Raw genomic sequence first — 20,250 nt, forward strand, 5'->3', positions numbered from 1 at the left:
ATTTGATACCAGATACACAATGATAATGAGCGATTTTTACAAAAAAATATTAGATAATAATAAAAAATGGGTAGAGAATAAATTAGCGATAAGCCCAAATTATTTTAAAAATTTAGCTGACGGACAAAATCCACCACTTTTATGGATTGGCTGTTCAGATAGTCGTGTTCCTGCAAATGAAATTATTGGTGCTGAGCCAGGTGAAGTTTTTGTACATAGAAATATTGCCAATATGGTAGTACATTCTGATATGAACATGCTAAGTGTACTCGATTATGCTGTAAATGCTTTAAAAGTAAAACACGTAATTGTTTGTGGACATTATGGTTGTGGAGGTGTTAAAGCCGCAATGGGAAACAGTTCAATCGGGATTATTGATAATTGGATTCGTCATATTAAAGATGTATATCGTTTTCATCAACAAGAATTAGATGCCATTACTGATGAAAAAGAACGTTTCAATACATTCGTCGAAATCAATGTTAAAGAACAAGTTTTAGATTTAGCAAAAACATCTATCGTTCAAAATGCCTGGAAAAATGGGCAAGAATTATCTTTACACGGATGGGTTTATGGATTAAATGATGGTTATGTAACCGATTTAGGTGTAAATTTTAGTTGCGATAAGGATTTAGATGATGTGTATCAATTGAAGTTTTAATCATCCAAATTTTCATTAAAAGCGGAGGGTAATAATTGCGGAATAAATTTTATCAAAATAGGCAATAATAAGCCACCACCAGGAAGTAAAAAGATAGTTAACGATGGAATGGTTTTACACACATCTAGCAGCTGTTTTTTTACTTTCTTTTTTTCTTCTTTACTCAAATCTTTTCGGGTTGATTTGGCTAATAGTTGCATTAATTCGCCACTTTCTTTGATTTCTTTAGTTAATCTATCTTTGTTGCGAATAATCAGTTTGGTTACATTTTTATTAGCTTGATCGTAAAAATGTTTAATTGGATTTGAAAAATTAAAAAAAGGAATTTCAGCTTTATACTGATTGATGAAAAAGTTAATATCGTTAATGCTTTTGTCAAGAATTGTAGCTTCTAAACCTAAATCAGCATTGATGTTTTTTAAAAATATAACTTCGTGTTCTTCTAATTTTTCATCACTCCACAAGGCCATTTGAGCCATATCCAACAAGTATAATTTTTCTAATAATTCGGTATATTTTAGCAATTTAATGTCCGAGAATTCAATAGAGTCAATAGTTGAAAATTTGGTATAACGAATGGAGTTTTCAAACAATTTCACCAATAATTCATCATATTTAGATTTGTTTTGTTTTGTTTTTAGCGCCAATGAAACAATTTTGATACAATCAGATTCTACATTTTTTAAATAATCTGATGCTAATTCATTGTTTTTTAGATAGTAATGAAACGCCAAAACATCAATAAACAATAAAGCATTGGTTATAATGTGCGAAAAATTTTTGCTAATACTGTTCTGATTGGTTTGAATTCTGTCGTCAATCACTTTTTCTAATCGTGAACTGTGTGTGCTTTCGGGCAACATTTTTTTAATGAAATTCAGATTTTCGGGCTGAATTATATTGTAAAATTGGTAAACAGAACTGATGAAATCTTTTGCTTTAGCTTCTTTATTTTCTAGGGAATAAACAGAAAATAAGGTGTTTAAAAACCCAACCTTCGTAATTTCATCATACGACCATTTTGAAGTATTTACATCCGCTTTTAATTGAAAATTAATTACATAGCCATAAATAAAACCTGTTTTTCTACAACTTTCATAAAAAGACAAATAATCGCCTTGAAAATCAATGAAATTTTCACGATTTTCAGTAAAAAACTTGTCAATCCATCCATTTGCAGAAGGGTTTATCATTACTTTAGTTTCTCTTTTAAATATTTTCCTGTAATTGAATTCTTGTTTTTGGCCACTTCTTCTGGTGTGCCAAAAGCCATTAATTTTCCACCGTTTTCGCCACCTTCCGGACCAATATCCAAAATGTAATCGGCACATTTGATTAAGTCTAAATTGTGTTCAATTACGATAATCGAATGTCCTTTTTCAAGCAACGCATCAAACGAAGCTAATAATTTTTTAATATCATGAAAATGCAAACCTGTTGTAGGTTCATCAAATACGAACAGTGCTTTATCTTTTATAGTTCCTTTGACTAAAAAGGAAGCCAATTTAATACGTTGCGCCTCACCACCAGAAAGTGTAGAAGATGATTGTCCTAATTGCACATAACCTAAACCAACATCTTGTAAAGGTTGTAATTTTTGCGTGATTTTTGTCTGTTTTTGTTCGGTAAAGAAATTCAAAGCTTCATCAATGGTCATTTTTAAAATGTCATCAATGTTTTTTCCTTCGAAAGTAACTTCTAACACTTCTTTTTTGAAACGTTTTCCGTTACAAACTTCACATTCTAAATGAACGTCTGCCATAAATTGCATTTCGATAGTTACTTCGCCATCTCCTTTGCAAACTTCGCATCTTCCGCCATCAACATTAAAAGAGAAATGTTTTGCTTGATAATTTCTTAGTTTGGAAACGTTTTGTTTGGCAAATAATTCACGAATATCATCATACGCTTTGATATAGGTAACAGGATTCGAACGTGAACTTCTTCCAATTGGATTTTGGTCTACATATTCGATATGTTTGATGTGCGAAAAACTTCCCGCCAATTCGGTAAATTGTCCTGCTTTTTCACCAACACCTTCTAATTTTTTTTGAATCGCAGGAAATAAAATTTTCTTTACCAATGTGCTTTTTCCACTACCCGAAACCCCTGTAATCACAGTTAAACATTCCAACGGAAAGGTGAAGTTTTCATTTTTTAAGTTATTTTCTCGCGCACCAATAACTTCGATGTGATTTTTGAATTTTCTTCTAGTTTTTGGCACCGAAATTTCTTCTTGACCATTCAAATATTTCGCGGTTAACGAATCAAACTTCAGTATTTCATCATACGTTCCTTGTGCAACTAATTCACCGCCATGTGTTCCAGCTTCTGGGCCAATATCGATAATCATATCAGCAGCTTTCATGATATCTTCGTCGTGTTCGACTACGATAACGGTGTTGCCTAAATCACGAAGTTCTTTCAATACTTCGATTAATCTTTCGGTGTCTTTTGGATGTAAACCAATACTTGGTTCGTCTAAAATATACATCGAGCCTACCAAACTACTTCCTAACGAAGTGGCCAAGTTGATACGCTGCGATTCGCCTCCAGAAAGTGAGTTAGAATTACGATTTAATGTCAAATAACTCAATCCTACATTGAATAAAAAGTCTAAACGATTGTTGATTTCGATTAACAAACGTTTGGCTACTTTAGTATCGTATTCGTTTAATTCTAATTTTTTAAAGAAATCAATCAAGTTTACGATTGGTAAATCTACCAAATCTGAAACTGTTTTTCCGCCAACTGTAATGTAATTGGCCTCTGGGCGAAGTCTTTTACCTTTACATGTATGACATTTTGTTTTTCCTCGGTATCTCGAAAGTAAAACACGATTTTGAATTTTATAATTTTTCTCTTCTAATTCCGAAAAGAAATCGTTTAATCCTGTAAAATAGTTGTTTCCGTCCCAAATCAACTGCTTTTGTTCGTCTGAAAGTTCGAAGAAGGGTTTATGAATCGGAAAATCAAATTTATAAGCGTTGTTTACCAATTGATCTCGGTACCAACTCATACTTTCGCCACGCCACGGAAAAACAGCATTTTCATAAACTGATATAGCCGTATTAGGAATTACTAAATCGGTATCAATTCCGATAACACTTCCGTAGCCTTCACATGTTGGACAAGCTCCGTAAGGATTATTAAAACTGAATAAGTGAATATTCGGTTCTAAAAATGTAATGCCATCTAATTCAAAATTAGCACTATATTCTAAACGCTTTTTGGTATCCACTTCTTGCAAATAACAAACACCTTTACCTTCGTAAAAGCCGGTTTGCACAGCATCAGCTAAACGATTAAAAAATTCTTCTTCGGTTTTAACCACAATTCGGTCAATGATCAGTAGAATATCTTTGTTGTCCAATTGATGTTGGTCAATCATATCCAAGCGCACCATTTCATTATCTACTAAAATACGTGCAAAACCTTGTTGTAACAATACTTTTAGTTTGTCTTCTAAAGCCCTTCCTTCTTCCAAATGAATAGGAGAAAGCAGTAGCCATTTACTTTCAATAGGAAATGTTTTGATGTCATTTATCACATCAGAAACAGTATCTTTTTTAACTTCTTTTCCAGAGATAGGAGAGTAGGTTTTACCAATTCGTGCAAAAAGAAGCTTTAAATAATCATAAATTTCAGTTGATGTACCTACTGTAGAACGCGCATTACTTGTGTTTACCTTTTGTTCAATGGCAATGGCTGGCGCAATTCCTTTAATATATTCTACTTTTGGTTTATCTAATCTTCCTAAAAATTGTCGTGCATAAGAGGATAAACTTTCAACATATCTACGTTGCCCTTCAGCATAAAGTGTGTCGAATGCCAAACTTGATTTTCCAGAGCCTGAAAGCCCAGTAATTACTACCAATTTGTTTCGTGGAATGGCAACATCTAAATTTTTAAGATTATGCAATTGAGCACCTTTAATTAAGATATTTTTTTTTGGTTCTAACGTTGAAAAATCGGGTTGTATCATTGTTGATTTTAATAGAATTGCAAAGATAATTAATCTATTTCAAGTTATACAGAATCTTTTATTTCATTTTGTTTTTTTACCTAGGAATGACTTTATTATATCGTTATAGTTGTTATAAAATAGAAATTTTTAACTATACATTAGCTATACATTTCATATTTTTATACTTTAAAAATATAATTAATTAATTAAAAATCAATTAGTTATGTTTTTAAAAAAATAATTAAAAAATAATTTATAAAAAAGGAGTTGTATAGTTTGTATATACGAATTGAGAATTGTTTAGAAATTATAACTTTTAAATTTACAATTAATAAATTTTAACTAAATAAAATTAGATATTATGAAAAAAATTACTTTTTTACTAACGTTAATGACTTGTTCATTAGGTTTTGCTCAGAACCTTGTGACTAATGGTGATTTTCAGACAGGTACGGCAGCACCTTGGTATAATAACGCTGCAAATGTTGTTGATTTAGGTGGAGGAAACTTTGTAAACCAGGCTAATGTTGGTAGTGCGGGTAATCCTTGGGATGTAAACTTAAGTCAAGAGGTTTTATTAGAAGACGGGAAAACTTATAAGTTTACTTTTGATGCTTTCACTGATGCTACAACAGGTTCGCGAACAATTGTAGCTGGATTAGGGCAAACAGGAGCTCCTTTTGCATCTTTAACATTTACTCCTACATTAACTCCAACTCCTCAAACTTTTTCTTATGACGTTACTATTAATTATGGTAATGCTGTAACAGATAGAGTTATATTTGACATGGGTGCAGCTACAGGATTTGTATTTATTGATAATGTTTCTGTTGTTGAAGTCTTACCACTTGTTTTAGGTTTTGAATCTTCTGAAAGCGGTGGTGTTGGGGCTGAATTTGGGGTATGGCTCCTCCAGTTGTTGAAAATGGTACAGGGTCTAACACCACTAATGTACTTAAAATTGTTGGAAATCCTGCATCTGATGTTTGGCAAGGTGTAAATTTAACTTTAACTTCATTAGTTGATTTAGCCACAACTCAAACTATGACAATGGATGTTTACTCTGCAGATCCTATTACGTTTTTAGTAAAAGTAACAGGTGGTTCAGGTAGTGCTGGAACTGTTGCAGCTTCTGTAACTCACCCAGGAGGTAATACATGGCAAACTATTCCTTTTACTTTCAACACTTCATTAGACGGTCAAGCTGCTTTAGCGAATGGAACATATTCTGGTTTTGTAATTCATACTTATTGGGCTCCTGGTGAAACATCATTTTTTCCAAATGTAACTAAACCTGCTAGAACTTTTTATGTAGATAATATTAGAGGGCCACTTGGTACGCCAGTTGTAACGCCTTCTCCAGCTGTTCCAGCTCCAACCCCTCCAGCTAGAGCTGCTGCTGATGTAGTTTCAATTTATAGTGATGCTTATTCGCCTATTACTTTTGATAATTTTGACGCAGGATGGTGCGGAGGTGCTGCTACAACTGAGGTTCAAATTGTTGGTAATAACACATTGAAAAAGAATTCTGGTGTTGTTTGTCATGGAATTGAATTTCAATCAAACAAATTAGATTTATCTGCTTTTACACACATTCATTTTGATTTTTATATAACTGATACTGATTTAACTGGTGATGTATTCAATGTTAAATTAGTTGATTTTGGTGGTGGAACGGCTGAAGCTTCTGCTCTAGAGATTAATATTAATGGTGGGAGTACACCACAATTAGTTGCCAATCAATGGGTTTCTGTTGATGTGCCAATTACAGCTTTAGGAGGTGTAGTTGCAAATAATTTAACAAGAAGTGATGTAGCTCAAATTGGAATTACAACTGCAATGGTTAGTAATGTTTGGTATGATAATATTTATTTACATAAAAATACAACATTAAGTTCAGAAAACTTTAATGTTTCAAAAGTTAGATTATACCCTAATCCTGCAACTAATATTTTAAATATTGAATCAGTTGTTGCGATACAAAACATAAGTGTTGTGAATGTTTTAGGACAAGAAGTTATTACTAAAAATGTTGATAGTTCATCAGTTTCTTTAGATATTTCAAATCTACAAGCAGGAATTTATGTTATAAGAACAAGTATCGATGGAAATATTTCGTCTACAAAATTCATAAAAGAATAGTTTTTTCAATTCTTACATATTAAAGACTGTCAGCAATGGCAGTCTTTTTTTTAAATCATTTTTTTATAATATTTATATTATATATCTTTATTTTCTAATTATAATGAAAATGCAATTTCTAAAAATTCAAATTAAACTTTTCATAATTTTATTTTCTTTATTTTGTTCGGCTCAACAGTTGCCTCCAATTGTCAAGTATTCTAAAGATATATATGGAGCTGGAATTCAGAATTGGATGATTTCTCAAGACAGTCATCGATTTATGTATTTTGCAAATAATGAAGGTTTACTTGAGTTTAATGGAGCAAAATGGATACTGAATCCATCTCCAAATGAGGCAATTGTTCGTTCAGTAAAATGTATTAATGATAAAATTTACACGGGTGCTTTCATGGAATTTGGCTATTGGCAACGTGCTATAAACGGTCAGTTATATTATACTTCACTTAGCAATACAATAAAGGATAAAATTAATGATGACGAACAATTTTGGGGTATTTTTCCTTTTGATAATTGGATTCTTTTTCAGTCATTAGAAAAAATTTATGCATACAACACAAAAAATCAATCCTTTACTATAATAAACCCAAACAGTACTATTAATAAGGCATTTCAAACAGCTAATGCTATTTATTTTCAAACTACAAAGGGATTATATGAAATTGATCAAGGTAAAAGTAAACTGTTCTTAAGCAATGAAATTATTAATCAGAATAAATTGATTAACATTTTTGATACTAGTGATGGTTTAGTTTTAGTGACTCAAAAACAAGGAATTTTTAACTATAAAAATGGTGTTTTGAGTAAATTTCCTACGAATATTGATTCAGAAATTCAGCAAAGTAATATTTATAGTAGTCAATTACTTTCAGATGAAAGCATTGCTCTTGGTTCTATTTCAAATGGAATATTTATTTTATCTAAAGAAGGTAAATTAATTTACCACATTACTCAAAATTCTGGATTGAGTAATAATACTGCACTTTCGCTTTTTGAAGATGTAGATAAGAATTTATGGATTGGTCTCGATAATGGAATTAACTGTATTAATCTTAAATCTCCAATAAAGAGCTATTTGGATAACACAGGGATTTTAGGAACAATTTACACTTCGATTACACATAACAATAAATTGTATATAGGAACAAATCAAGGACTGTTTTTTAAAGATTTAAATTCTTCATCAAAATTTGAATTTATTCAAAATACGAAAGGTCAAGTTTGGTCTTTATTTTCATACCAAAATACACTTTTTTGTGGTCATGACTCAGGAACTTTTATCGTTAACGATACAAATGCTAACCTTATTTTTGCTGCTTCAGGAACATGGAAATTTGAGCCTTTCTCTAAAGGAAGTAATTATATTTTACAAGGTAATTATAACGGGATATCTGTATTAGAAAAGAAAAATAATAATTGGGTTTTTAAAAATAAAATAAATGGCTTTAATTATTCATCAAAACATTTTGAAATCCTCAAAAAGGATATCTATGTAAGCCATGAATATAAAGGTGTGTATACATTTACCATTGATAATTCACTTTTAAATGCTTCAAAAATAATAAAATTTAATAATCCAACTAAGAGCAAAAATGCAACACTAGCTAAATATAATAATCAAATTTACTATGCATCAAAAGAAGGTGTTTTTAAAATGAATAACACAACGAAGGCTTTTGAAAAAGATAAATCATTAAGCACCATTTTCCAAAATGATGAATATGTAACTGGAAAAATGATTGTTGATAAGTCTAATAAATTATGGTTTTTCACTAAGAACTATATTCACTATTATTCTTCTGGTAAATTATCTTCAGAATTAAAGAAAAATAGCTTGCCTATCCCTTCATCTTTAACTAATTCTATGCCTGGATACGAAAATATATTGCAACTAAGTGATGATAATTATCTAATAGGCACAACGGATGGATATTATGTTTTAAAGAATAATGGTTTTAAGTTTAGCAATTACAAAGTTTCTTTGATTGGAATATCAAATAATGTAGTGAATTCAAAATCAACCAATATTTCCATTTCAAATAAAGGAATTTTAAAACACAATCAAAACAATCTCGCATTTAGTTATACTGTTCCTGAATATGATAAGTATATTAATGCCGAATACCAATATAAATTAGAGGGTCTTCATGAGCATTGGAGCGATTGGTCTTTTAATTCTCAGGTAGTTTTCGAAAATTTACCTGCTGGTGAATATGTTTTTAGTGTAAGAGCTAAGGTAGCAAATTCTTTGACCGACAATACTGCAACTTATTCTTTTGTAATCAATAAACCATGGTATGCTAACAATTGGGCTAAATTGTTTTATTTTATATTATTAGTTGTTTTAGGGTATTATATTCACAAATTCTATACCCTTTATCACGAAAAAAGACATGAACGAATTATCGCTGAAAACAATATCTTATTGGAATTAAAGGAATTAGAAAACGAGCAACAAATAATGAAAATTAAGAATGAACAGCTCACGCAAGATGTAGATAAAAAGAACAAAGAACTTGCAGTTTCAACTATGAATCTTATTAAGAAAACAGAACTTTTAAATATTATCAAAGGTGATTTAAAAAACTCAACAGATAGTACAACAAATAGAAGTATTAAATCGGTAATTTCAACCATTAATAAAAATGTGAAAGAAGAAAACACCTGGAATGTTTTTAAAGAAGCATTTGATAGTGCCGATAATAATTTCTTAAAGAAAGTTAAAGAGAATCATCCTTCATTGACTCCTAATGATTTAAGACTGTGTGCCTATTTACGTTTGAATTTATCTTCTAAAGAAATTGCACCACTTCTTAATATATCTGTTCGTAGTATAGAAATTAAACGATATCGTTTGCGAAAAAAAATGAATCTCCCGCATGAAATGGGTCTTGTAGAATATTTATTGTCTATATAAAGCGATATTTCAAGTATTTTTTACCTATACATTACCTCAACAAATCCACTTTTACTATAAATTGTAGATTGTATAAAAATGTTTTTTATATTCTTCTACGCATTGTTTATTGGCTTTTTTTAAGGGTTTTAGCGATATTTTTATTATGTATATTTTTTGTTGAGGTTAATTTTATTAAATATGTAATAATTACTGATTATTTTTATGAAATCATTAACAAATCAAAAACTTTTAAAATTATTAATTACTTAAATCCTAAACAGCAAATGAAAAAAATTATTTTTTTACTAATTTTTTGTTATTCATTTACTACCTATTCTCAAACCGAAAAAGTAGTTGTTGAAAATAATAATTCGGAAATGAAACTTAAAGTGGATGGTAAAGACTTTATAGTAAACGGAATGAATTGGGATTATTTTCCAATTGGAACCAACTATTCTTACAGTCTTTGGAACCAATCCGATATGTTTATTCAACAAGCTCTTGACCAAGAGATGGGATTATTAAAAAACATGGGTGTAAATACAATTAGAGTATATTCTGGAATGCCCAAAAAATGGATTGAGTACATTCATGATCGATATGGAATTTATACCATGTTAAATCATTCATTTGGACGTTATGGCTTAACTTTAGATGGTGTTTGGACACCAAATACAGAGTATTCTAACGCCAAGACAAAATCGCTTTTAATAAAAGAAGTTACTCAAATGGCTTCAGATTATAAAGACACGAAAGGATTGCTTTTATTTTTGTTAGGAAATGAAAATAACTACGGTCTATTTTGGGATGGTGCTGAAACTGAAAATATTCCTGTAAAAGATAGAAAATCAACTGTTCGTGCCCGTGCAATGTACAAATTATTCAATGAGGCTGCTTTAGCAATGAAATCAATTGATAATTCGCATCCAGTAGCTATTTGTAATGGTGATTTATTGTTTTTAGATTTAGTAGCCGAAGAATGTAAAGATGTCGATATTTTTGGAACTAACGTATATAGAGGACAATCTTTTGGGGATTTGTTTGAAAGAGTAAAAAAAGAATACGGTAAACCAGTCTTATTTACTGAATTTGGTTCAGACGCTTTTAATGCTTTAAATAATCAAGAAGATCAAAGCGCTCAAGCACATTACCTGAAAGAAAATTGGAAAGAAATTTATGAAAATGCTGCAGGTTTAGGTAAATCAGGAAATGCTTTAGGAGGATTTACTTTTCAATTTAGTGATGGATGGTGGAAATATGGACAAACTAAAAACTTAAGTGTTCACGATAATAATGCCTCTTGGTCAAACGGTGGGTACCAATTTGATTATAGATTAGGTGAAAATAACATGAATGAAGAGTGGTTTGGTATTTGTGCAAAAGGGCCTACAAATGCAAGAGGTTTTTATGATTTATACCCTCGTGCAGCATACTATACATTAAAAGATGTTCACAGACTTAATCCATATGAAAGCGGAGTTTCTTTAGAAAATATCAATCAATATTTTAAAAACATTCAAATAATGGATGCTGTTTTAAAAGCCCGTGGAGACAAAGCGGCGTTGGGTGGAAATGATAGTGAGATAATAAAATTAAGTAATCTGAGAGCTGAATTTACTACATTTAATACTGGTGGTAGTTTGATTACAACTCCTGAAAGTGAAGATCCAGAGGCTAATGCTTATCCAAATAAATTAGGATTTGATCACATGCAATCTTATTATATTGGTGTTGAAGCAAATCCAGCGCCAAACATGAAAGCTAATGTTAATGTTAATATTTTAGGTCGTGTAGCTGAAAATCCTATCAATGAAATTTTCTATGAAAATAGAGGAAGAACTCAAACCGTTAATACAGAAACGGGTACAGTTGAATTAAGCGATGTCAATAGAGTTCAAATTTATAACGCTTCGTATTCTTGGAATGAAAAATATTTTGATTTGAGAGGTTTTTACAGAACCGGACATTACCATTGGGGATATGAAGGCGATTTCTTTGGGTTGTATCCTGAAGCAAATTATGGTCCTAATTTAGATATTTACAATGGAGAAACTATGGGTTTTGAAATTGATGGTAAAAGAGAATTAAATGGATTAAAGGCTGCTTTTGGACCACAACTTTGGTGGGGAGCTAACCCTGCTTTCTTATTGAAATATAGTAAAAAAATAGGAAAATTTGATGCAACAGCTGTGTATCATGAAGATATTGATAAGGCTTCTGCAGCACTTACTTCAATTGCAATTCCACTTCCTAAAACACGTAGAGCAACCGTACATTTTAAAACAACTATCGGAAAAGTTGGTATTGAATTAGGTGGTATTTGGGGAGGACAACCTCTTAATGGTAGAATATTCCAATATGCAGAAGGTACTTCTGGAAATTACACCGTGTATGATGATAAAGTTAAAGGGTCTGACAATTGGGGTGGTAAAACTAAAATTACCTACACCGGAGGGGCATTTAATGTGTATGCACAAGGAGCAGTAATGGGATTAGTTGCAAATGGTGGTGCCGATAACACACAAACATTTACTGGCTGGAGATTAAAAGATAGTGGAAGTGGAAATCAAGCAAATTTCTTAGCTGGTTTTACATACAGTATTGGTAATCTTCAAATTGCACCTAATTTCTTGTGGCAAAAACCTTTACTTGAAGCCATGCCAAACGATGTTCAAGCTCCAGGAAGATTAAGAAATATTCAAGATGATCCGTTTGTAGTTAGAGCAAATAGAGAGACTGTTGGTGGAGAATTATTATTAACTTATGACCCAACACCAGGAACTTGGATGTATGAATGGGATAATGATATGGCTGAAGATGCAAAATTTGCAATTAGCTCTGGCTTTGTTTTCCGTCATTTGCCAACAACACAAGATGCTGCAATTGGATTTTTTAGTGATCGTAGTTCTTTTGCTTTTGATAAATCGGCACCAGCACATGATTTGTGGGAATCTAATACAAGAATCGTTTCTAAATTAAATCCCGATTTAGGATTTATAGCAAATGTTTATTTTGGAAATGCACAAGCAAATGGAAGCGATGCAAGATTAATTGAAAGAGTAGGTGCAGATGTTAGATTAATTTATAAAAAAGTAAAACTAGTTTCAGCAGTTAAATTTAATGATTGGGGACCATATGATTATCACCGTGATTTTAACTTAACTTATCCTTTACAAATGTCTCTAGATTTGTCAACTTCTCTTGGTAAACCTGACTGGTTTATTTTGCCAAACACAAAATTAGGAATTATGGGAATTTGGCGTTCATTAGACCAATACTCACCAAGATATTTACCAAATCAAACAGCTACCGAATTTGATACAGAACCAATTTTGAGTCCTGTAGGTTTTGGAAATGGCTCAGAATGGGAAATTAGAACATATATACACATCAACATTGGAAAATAATTTAAAAAATTGAAAAATGAAAAATAAGAAAATTAATTACTTAAAAAACACATTTGTATTAGCCTTAGTATTGCTAATAAATGTGAACTGTGAAAGAGATTTGTCTGATGATGCAACACTTTCAACTTTTTCAAAAAATCCAGCTGTTTTTATTGATGCATTTAGTGCTGGATTAGGTTATGGAGCCTTTGGAGGTTCAAAATATACTGCATTCACAGTAGATACTGAAACAAAGTACCTAGGAACAGCATCAATGCGATTTGATGTACCTAGTGAAGGTGATCCTGCTGGCGCTTATGCCGGAGGTGTTTTTATAGACGGTTCGGGTAGAAATTTAACCGAATATGATGCCTTAACTTTTTGGGTAAAAGGTTCTCAAGCTGCTACATTAAATGAAGTAGGTTTTGGAACTGATTTTGGCGAAAATAAATATAATGTTGTTATGCAAAATGTACCGATAGGAACAAACTGGTCTAAAGTGATAATTCCTATTCCTGATGCATCTAAATTAGTACAAGAAAAAGGTATGTTTTGGTATTCTGAAGGTCCAGAAAATGGCTTAGGTTATACTTTTTGGATTGATAATGTAATGTATGAAAAATTAGGAACTATTGCGCATGGTCAAGCTTCTATTTTGAATGGAAACAATCTATCTGAAACTACATTTGTTGGCGTTAATTCTAATGTTGAAGGAGTTATTGCTACTTTTAACATGCCAAATGGTATAAATCAATCGGTGTCGATTAGTCCTGCTTATTTGAATTTTTCTTCTTCAAACACATCCGTTGCAAGTGTTGATTCTTCAGGTTTAGTAACTTCTTTGAGTACAGGAACTTCTGTTATTACTGCAGATTTTAACGGAACACCAACAACAGGTAGCCTTACAATCAATTGTGTTGGTACATTTGTTCATGCACCAACTCCTACAAAAAATCAAGCGAATGTAATATCTATCTTTTCAGATGCTTACACAAATGTACCAGTAAACTATTATAATGGATATTGGCAACCTTGGCAAACAACTGTTTCTAATGATTTTACAGTTCAAAATGATAACATCTTGAATTATACTATTTTTAACTTCGTAGGAATAGAATTTAGTTCTCCTACAATTAATGCAAATAGTATGACCCACGTTCATTTAGATGCATTCATACCAGGACCAATTGCTCCAGGTAGACAATTACGTGTTATTGTAGTTGATTTTGGTGCAGATGGCGCGTTTGGCGGAGGAGATGATACTAGACATTCAACAACTTTTACAGCTCCGACTTTAGTTTCTCAAAATTGGATTCCAATTGATATTCCTTTTTCTGCAATGCCACTTTTATTGAGCAGATCTCACTTGGCACAAATTATTTTAGAAGGTGGCGATGGTTCTGTCATATATGTTGATAATATTTACTTCTATAATTAATTACAAGTAAATTCTAACTATTTAAAAAAGTAAATCATGTTTATAAAAAATAAAAATAGCATCAGAAGTATATCTTTAGCGCTTTCATTAATTGTTATTTCTGGATGTTCAACTGATGAAAAACAAACCGTAACTACAATGAAAAATCTAGTAATGCAAGACGAATTTGACGTTGATGGAGCTCCAAATAGCGCATACTGGAGTTATAATATTGGTACGGGAAACAATGGTTGGGGTAATAACGAATTACAATATTACACAGACCGACCAGAAAATATTGTTGTTGAAGACGGAATGCTTAAAATTACAGCAAAACAAGAATTGTACATGGGTTCTGGATACACATCTGCAAGAATTTTGACCAAAGGAAAGGTAGAACAAAAATATGGACGAATTGAAGCAAGAGTGAAACTTCCATGGGGCAAAGGTTTATGGCCAGCTTTTTGGATGTTGGGTGCTAATTCAGATACTGTAATTTGGCCAGAGTGTGGTGAAATTGATATTATGGAATATTTAGGTAATAATCCTACAACCGCTTTTGGAACAATTCATGGTCCTGGTTATTCTGGAGCAAATGCTATTACTAAAAATTATACACTTCAAAATGATCGTTTTGATAAAGGTTTTCACATTTTTGGAATCGAATGGGGTGAAAATTACATCAATTACTACATTGACGATGTATTGTATAATCAAATTACTCCTGAAGATGTTCCCGGAGAATGGGTTTTTGACCAGCCATTTTATATTATCATGAATGTTGCTGTTGGTGGAAATTTACCAGGCTCACCTAATGGAGATACTACTTTTCCACAAACAATGCTTGTTGATTATGTAAGAATCTATCAATAACATAAGTAACTAATAAGTAAGAATAATTCTATTTCAACAATATAAATATTAGGTTTTTTTAAAAAAAGCCTAGTATTTATTTTGTTATGGAATAAAAAATGAAAATTGAAGCAACCAAATCATGAGTAAAAGCACTACAACTTTTTTTGACATAGCATCTAAAACTGAAGATAAATCGGTTACAATGGATATTGTTACCATTCATGGAGAAAAATTTTATAAAATAAATAATAACGATGCAATGCGCCCATTTTTTATGAGCATCGTTTCCGATTCAAATCATTGGATGTTTATTTCTAGTAATGGCGGACTTTCTGCAGGAAGAAGAAATGCTGAATTCGCACTTTTTCCGTATTATACAGATGATAAAATTACCGAATCAGCAGATATAACAGGAAGTAAGTCTATTTTTCAAGTTTCATTCAACAATCAAACTTTAGTTTGGGAACCATTTTCAGAACGTTTTACGGATAAATACAATATAAGCCGAAATTTATACAAAAATTTTTACGGTAATAAAATCATTTTTGAGGAGGTAAATCATGACTTAGAACTAACCTTTAGTTATGAGTGGAATTCGAGTAATAAATTCGGTTTTGTAAAAAAAGCGATACTGCAAAATCATTCGAATAATCACTATCAAATTTCAATTTTAGACGGAATACAAAATATTATGCCACACGGTGTGAGCAGCGATTTGCAAGCTTCAACAAGTAATTTAGTTGATGCCTATAAAAGAAGTGAATTACATCAAAACAGCGGCTTAGGAATTTTTGCATTAAGTGCCATAATTGTTGATAAAGCCGAACCAAGTGAAGCTTTAAAAGCCAATGTAGCTTATGCTTTAGGTTTTGAAAATCCATCTTATTTAGTGTCTTCTTTACAAGTAAATAATTTTAGAAGAGGAAATTCAATTCTTCAAGAAGATGATATTAAAGGCGAAAAAGGGGCTTATTTTATCAATAACGAAATTTCTTTGGATGCAAATTCAGAAACAAACTGGATGATTGTAGCCAACGTAAATCAAAATCATGCAGATATTGTTCAAATCATTGAAACGATTTCTAATGATAGTACTCTTGAAAGTCGCATCAAAGCGGATATTGAATTAGGAACAAAAAAATTAATTGAAATCAACGCTTCTTCTGATGCACTTCAAGCGACCGAAGATAATTTAAGAGATACAAGACACTTTTCAAACACGCTTTTTAATATCATGCGTGGTGGAATTTTTGATAACAACTACCAAATTGAAAAAAACGACTTTTCACTTTATTGTAAAAAAGCAAACAAAAGTGTTTTTGACAAATTAGGACATAAAATCAATCAATTACCAGACGTATTTTCGCTTCAATCGTTAAAAGAGTTTGCAAAACAACAAAATGATGCTGATTTTGAGCGTTTATGTTTTGAATATTTGCCACTAAAATTCAGTAGAAGACACGGTGATCCAAGTCGTCCATGGAATAAATTTTCAATCAATACACACAGTGAAATTGATGGCTCAAAAATATTAGATTATGAGGGAAATTGGCGTGATATTTTTCAAAATTGGGAAGCATTAGCGCATTCTTTTCCAGAATTTATTGATAGTATGATTCATAAATTCCTAAACGCTTCTACTTTTGATGGTTACAATCCGTACCGTGTTACAAAAGATGGATTTGATTGGGAAGCCATTGAACCAGACAACCCTTGGTCATATATTGGATATTGGGGCGACCATCAAATTATCTATTTACTGAAGTTTTTAGAATTTATTGAAAAATTTGCTCCAGGTAAATTAAATGCTTACTTCGATGAGGAATGTTTTGTATATGCGGCTGTTCCTTACATCATTAAACCGTATGAAGAAATTCTAAAAAATCCAAAAGATACAATTGAATACAGTCATAGTTGGGAAAAATTAATCAATGAAAGAAAACAGCAAATAGGTGCTGATGGTGCATTATTACATAGTAATGATAAAAGCATTTACCACGTTAATTTCATCGAAAAAATATTGGCAACTGTTTTATCAAAAATGTCCAATTTTATTCCAGAAGCTGGTATTTGGATGAACACACAACGACCAGAATGGAACGATGCCAACAACGCTTTGGTTGGTAACGGTGTTTCGATGGTAACGTTGTGTTATTTGAGAAGATTTTTGAAGTTTTTCCAGCAAATGCTTGATAAATCAACATTAGAAAATATCAAAATTTCTAATGAAATGGTTGAGTTTTATCATGAAGTAAGAGAGTGTTTATTGGAAAATGAACATTTACTTTCAGGAAAAATTGATGATGTTTCAAGAAAAAATATATTAGATAGATTAGGAAAAGCAGCGTCTGAATACCGTTACCAAATATACAATAGTGGATTTTGGGGTAAAAAAAGAACACATTCAATGCAAGGTTTAAAAAACTTTACCAATGTGAGTTTGAATTTTATCGAACATGCGATCAACGCTAACAAACGTTCAGATAATTTGTATCACGCATACAATTTAATGACCATTAAAAATAATGCTGAGATTTCGATTTCTTATTTAAGTGAGATGTTAGAAGGTCAGGTTGCCGTTTTGAGTTCGGGATATTTATCTTCAAAAGAAAATCTAAATGTGTTAGATAGTTTAAAGAAAAGCAAACTGTTTAGACACGATCAATACAGCTATTTGTTGTATCCAAATAAAGAATTACCAAAATTCATCGATAAAAATACTATTGCTAAAGAAGCCATTGTTAAATCAGAATTATTACAAAATCTAGTTGCTCAAAACAATACACAAATTGTAGAAAAAGACATCTTAGGAAACTATCATTTCAACGGAAATTTTCATAATGCAAACGATTTAAAAAACGCTTTAGAGCAGTTAAAACAAAAATCAGATTTCAAATCATTAGTTGAAAAAGAACAAAATACGATTTTAGAAATTTTTGAAGAAATCTTTAATCACAAAGCATTTACAGGTCGTTCAGGAACTTTTTATGGTTACGAAGGACTAGGTTCAATCTATTGGCACATGGTTTCAAAACTACAATTGGCGGTGCAAGAATGTTGCCTAAAAGCTATTGAAGAAAACGAATCACCAGAAGTTATTGGAAGATTGTTAGAACATTATTACGAAATAAATGAAGGAATTGGTGTTCATAAGTCACCAACTTTATACGGCGCATTTCCAACTGATGCTTATTCGCACACACCAGCCGGAAAAGGAGCGCAACAACCCGGAATGACTGGACAAGTAAAAGAAGATATCTTAAGTCGTTTTGGCGAATTAGGTGTTTTCATCAAAAACGGTTCGCTACAATTTAATCCTTGTCTATTGCGAAAACAAGAGTTTTTAACTACTTCAAAATTATTTAATTACGTGAATGTTTATTTTGAACATCAATCGATAGCATTAGAAGCAAATTCGCTTTGTTTTACTTTTTGTCAAATTCCGGTGGTATACAAAATAGCAACTAATCAATGTATAGAAATTGTTTCAACTGATGGAACTTCTAAAAAAATAGATTCGTTAACATTAGATACAATGACAAGCCAACAAATTTTTGGTCGAACAGGTAAAATTGAACAAATTATTGTAAACGTTTTAAACCACGATTTAAAATAATCGAATCAATGATGAAAAGTGTCAAAAGCATAGCATTCATAAAAGCATCAAAAATATTTTTTTTGATTGGAATCCTATGTTTTGGATTTTCATGTAAAACCAAATTAACGAGCCAAACCAAAAATTCAAAACCAAAAGAAGTGACGGCAAAAGATATTTTAGGAAATCCAAGTTATTTAGCAATTTGCTATGGCGGTTATCGAGAAAATACAAGAGATATTCAACCCACAATCGAACAATTAAAAGAAGATTTAAAAATTCTTTCTGCTTTAAAAATAAAAGTTGTTAGAACCTATAATGTCCATTTGAAACACGCCTCAAATGTTTTATTAGCAATTGAACAATTAAAAAAAGAAGATGCCAATTTTGAAATGTATGTTATGCTAGGTGCTTGGATTGATTGTAAAAATGCGTGGACAAATCTCGAACCAAATCATTTTGAAGAAAGCGAAAGAAACGCAATTGAAATTAAAAAAGCAGTAGAATTAGCTAATAAACATCCAAAAATTGTAAAAATCATCGCAGTGGGTAACGAAGCTATGGTAAAATGGGCAACCAGTTATTATGTGCAACCAAGTGTCATTTTAAAATGGGTGAATCATTTGCAAGATTTAAAAAAGCAAAACAAACTATCAAAAGAGGTTTGGATTACAAGTTCAGACGATTTTGCTTCTTGGGGTGGTGGAGATACGAGTTATCACACTAAAGATTTAGAAGAATTGATAAAAGCAGTCGATTATGTTTCGATGCATACGTACCCGTATCATAATTCGCATTATAACCCTGAATTTTGGCAATCATCTAGTAAAGAAAATCATTTGAATGAAATTCAAAAAGCGGAATCAGCAATGCTAAGAGCACAACAATTTGCCGAAAAACAATTTCAGGATGTAACAGCCTATGTGCACAAGATAAGTCCTAATAAACCCATTCATATCGGGGAAACAGGTTGGGCTTCTAGTTCTGATGGACATTATGGTGCTCACGGTTCAAAAGCTTCTGATGAATACAAACAAGCATTATATTATCAAAGTATGAGAACTTGGACCGCTAAAGAGGGTATTTCTTGTTTCTTTTTTGAAGCCTTTGATGAACCTTGGAAAGACAGCCAAAATAAAAACGGTTCTGAAAATTATTTCGGAATTTTCACCGTAGATGGAAAAGCAAAATTTGCCTTATGGAATCAAGTAGATGCCAATGTATTTTCTTCTTTAAAAAGAGATGGAAACGCAATAGTTAAAACGTTTTCTGGAAATAAAACAGAACTGATGGAAACGGTTTTAGCACCACCAATTAAAAAGTAACAT

The 20,250-nt window shown here is 31.6% G+C and carries 11 protein-coding genes; 9 read left to right on the forward strand and 2 right to left on the reverse strand.

The window, feature by feature from the left end; translation table 11 throughout:
* The first annotated feature begins 25 nt into the window (after positions 1–25).
* On the forward strand, positions 26–661 hold the full coding sequence (can, locus tag OLM52_RS00830; RefSeq protein ID WP_264549266.1) for a carbonate dehydratase: 636 nt from the start codon (positions 26–28) through the stop codon (positions 659–661).
* Here can and OLM52_RS00835 read toward each other — a convergent pair.
* A complete protein-coding gene (locus OLM52_RS00835) occupies positions 658–1,854 on the reverse strand; it encodes an LETM1-related biofilm-associated protein (protein ID WP_264549267.1) in 1,197 nt (398 codons plus the stop codon). The two genes, can and OLM52_RS00835, sit on opposite strands and share 4 nt — an antisense overlap.
* Complete coding sequence (gene uvrA, locus OLM52_RS00840) at positions 1,854–4,646, reverse strand: excinuclease ABC subunit UvrA (RefSeq protein WP_264549268.1); 2,793 nt, start codon at positions 4,644–4,646, stop codon at positions 1,854–1,856. Before uvrA ends, OLM52_RS00835 begins: the two co-directional genes overlap by 1 nt.
* 343 nt (positions 4,647–4,989) lie before the next feature.
* On the opposite strand from uvrA, the gene OLM52_RS00845 reads away from it, so the two are divergent.
* The 8 genes from OLM52_RS00845 (at position 4,990) to OLM52_RS00880 (ending at position 20,247) form a co-directional block, all read left to right on the forward strand.
* Positions 4,990–5,628 (forward strand): carbohydrate binding domain-containing protein, encoded by a 639-nt coding sequence (locus OLM52_RS00845; RefSeq protein WP_264549269.1) that lies wholly within the window; start codon positions 4,990–4,992, stop codon positions 5,626–5,628.
* Positions 5,532–6,770 (forward strand): T9SS type A sorting domain-containing protein, encoded by a 1,239-nt coding sequence (locus tag OLM52_RS00850; RefSeq protein ID WP_264549270.1) that lies wholly within the window; start codon positions 5,532–5,534, stop codon positions 6,768–6,770. Before OLM52_RS00845 ends, OLM52_RS00850 begins: the two co-directional genes overlap by 97 nt.
* A gap of 109 nt (positions 6,771–6,879) precedes the next feature.
* Positions 6,880–9,687 carry a triple tyrosine motif-containing protein gene (locus OLM52_RS00855; RefSeq protein WP_264549271.1) on the forward strand — a complete coding sequence of 936 codons (2,808 nt, stop codon included), beginning with the start codon at positions 6,880–6,882 and terminating at the stop codon, positions 9,685–9,687.
* A 266-nt stretch (positions 9,688–9,953) separates the two neighbouring features.
* The gene (locus OLM52_RS00860; protein WP_264549272.1) at positions 9,954–13,076 is read left to right on the forward strand and encodes a glycoside hydrolase family 2 TIM barrel-domain containing protein; all 3,123 of its coding nucleotides are present in this window, start codon (positions 9,954–9,956) and stop codon (positions 13,074–13,076) included.
* A gap of 16 nt (positions 13,077–13,092) precedes the next feature.
* A complete protein-coding gene (locus tag OLM52_RS00865) occupies positions 13,093–14,493 on the forward strand; it encodes an Ig-like domain-containing protein (RefSeq protein ID WP_264549273.1) in 1,401 nt (466 codons plus the stop codon).
* A gap of 36 nt (positions 14,494–14,529) precedes the next feature.
* Positions 14,530–15,345 (forward strand): glycoside hydrolase family 16 protein, encoded by an 816-nt coding sequence (locus tag OLM52_RS00870; protein ID WP_264549274.1) that lies wholly within the window; start codon positions 14,530–14,532, stop codon positions 15,343–15,345.
* Positions 15,346–15,466: 121 nt separating this feature from the next.
* Positions 15,467–18,943, forward strand: a complete 3,477-nt coding sequence (locus tag OLM52_RS00875) for a hypothetical protein (RefSeq protein WP_264549275.1) — start codon at positions 15,467–15,469, stop codon at positions 18,941–18,943.
* 11 nt (positions 18,944–18,954) lie between these two features.
* Positions 18,955–20,247, forward strand: coding sequence for a glycosyl hydrolase family 17 protein (locus OLM52_RS00880; protein ID WP_264550506.1), 1,293 nt, complete (start codon positions 18,955–18,957; stop codon positions 20,245–20,247).
* Positions 20,248–20,250 lie beyond the last annotated feature (3 nt).

The organism is Flavobacterium sp. N2820, assembly GCF_025947285.1.
Classification (GTDB): Bacteria; Bacteroidota; Bacteroidia; order Flavobacteriales; family Flavobacteriaceae; genus Flavobacterium.